Source organism: Klebsiella sp. YJ (genome assembly GCF_002108615.1).
GTDB classification, from domain to species: domain Bacteria; phylum Pseudomonadota; class Gammaproteobacteria; order Enterobacterales; family Enterobacteriaceae; genus Klebsiella; species Klebsiella planticola.
The window spans coordinates 1-945 of the sequence record NZ_MTEG01000102.1 but is presented as its reverse complement, the minus strand read 5'-3'; the positions used below and the strand labels follow the sequence as shown (position 1 = coordinate 945).

Here is a 945-nt window from a genome sequence, read left to right as displayed (position 1 = left end):
GCTGAAGCAGTCGCACGGAAACTGGGAATAGATGAGGTTGAAGCCGGGATTCTGCCGGATGGCAAAAAAGCAGTGATAACCCGACTGAAAGCGTCTGGCCATGTGGTTGCGATGGCCGGAGACGGTGTGAATGATGCCCCGGCGCTGGCAGCGGCTGACGTGGGAATAGCCATGGGAACGGGTACAGATGTGGCAATTGAAAGTGCCGGAGTCACCCTTCTCAAAGGCGACTTGATGATACTGAACAGGGCCCGTCATCTGTCAGAAATCACCATGAAAAATATCCGACAGAATCTGTTTTTTGCATTTATCTACAACGCACTTGGCGTGCCTGTGGCTGCAGGCCTGCTTTATCCTGTGTATGGAATACTGCTGTCGCCAGTTATTGCGGCGGCGGCCATGGCTCTTTCCTCCGTCAGCGTCATTGTGAATGCGTTGCGTCTGAAAAGTGTCAGGCTCGGGAAATAACACTGAGTGAAGGGGCTGTTACGAACAGAAGGAGTCCAGTATGAAAAGTACCACCTATGCGCTTATTGCTGTCGCCGCGATCGCGGCATTTGCCCTCCTGCGCGAACACTGGTCACATGTGGCAGGTTACTGGCCATATCTGTTATTGCTGGTCTGCCCGCTAATGCATCTTTTCCACGGCCACGGAGGGCATGGAGATCATCAACATCAAGGAAGTGAAAACGATAAAAAAAATTAATCCGGCAGACGGGGCCGCGTCGCGGCCCCGTTATCAGTCCAGGTATCGTTCGTAGTCTCTGGCATGCGCAAAGGCATGCTGTTCAAGTTTGTTATCAGCGGGTGCCGCTGCCCGGAACGCCAGTGAGTTAACAGGATTGTTATTGATGACCAGCTCGTAATGCAGATGAGGACCGGATGAACGTCCGCTGTTACCGGATAACGCAATAGCGCCTCCCCGGGTAACCCTGGCCCCTTTAG

The 945-nt window shown here is 53.3% G+C and carries 3 protein-coding genes; 2 read left to right on the top strand and 1 reads right to left on the bottom strand.

Features of this window, described 5'->3' with window-relative positions:
• Window positions 1-468 (top strand): HAD-IC family P-type ATPase (locus BV390_RS30370; protein ID WP_115672775.1); only part of this gene is annotated, 468 nt, incomplete at its 5' end.
• Between the two features lie 40 nt (window positions 469-508).
• Window positions 509-706 (top strand): DUF2933 domain-containing protein, encoded by a 198-nt coding sequence (locus BV390_RS30365; protein WP_000843497.1) that lies wholly within the window; start codon window positions 509-511, stop codon window positions 704-706.
• 33 nt (window positions 707-739) lie between these two features.
• On the opposite strand, the gene BV390_RS30360 is transcribed toward BV390_RS30365, so the two are convergent.
• On the bottom strand, window positions 740-945 hold a 206-nt coding region (locus BV390_RS30360; RefSeq protein WP_168185435.1), incomplete at its 5' end, for a peptidoglycan DD-metalloendopeptidase family protein.

Excerpts from the sequence above, each read along its gene's own strand:
- BV390_RS30365 (WP_000843497.1), top strand. The coding sequence starts at position 509 with ATGAAAAGTACCACCTATGCGCTTATTGCTGTCGCCGCGATCGCGGCA.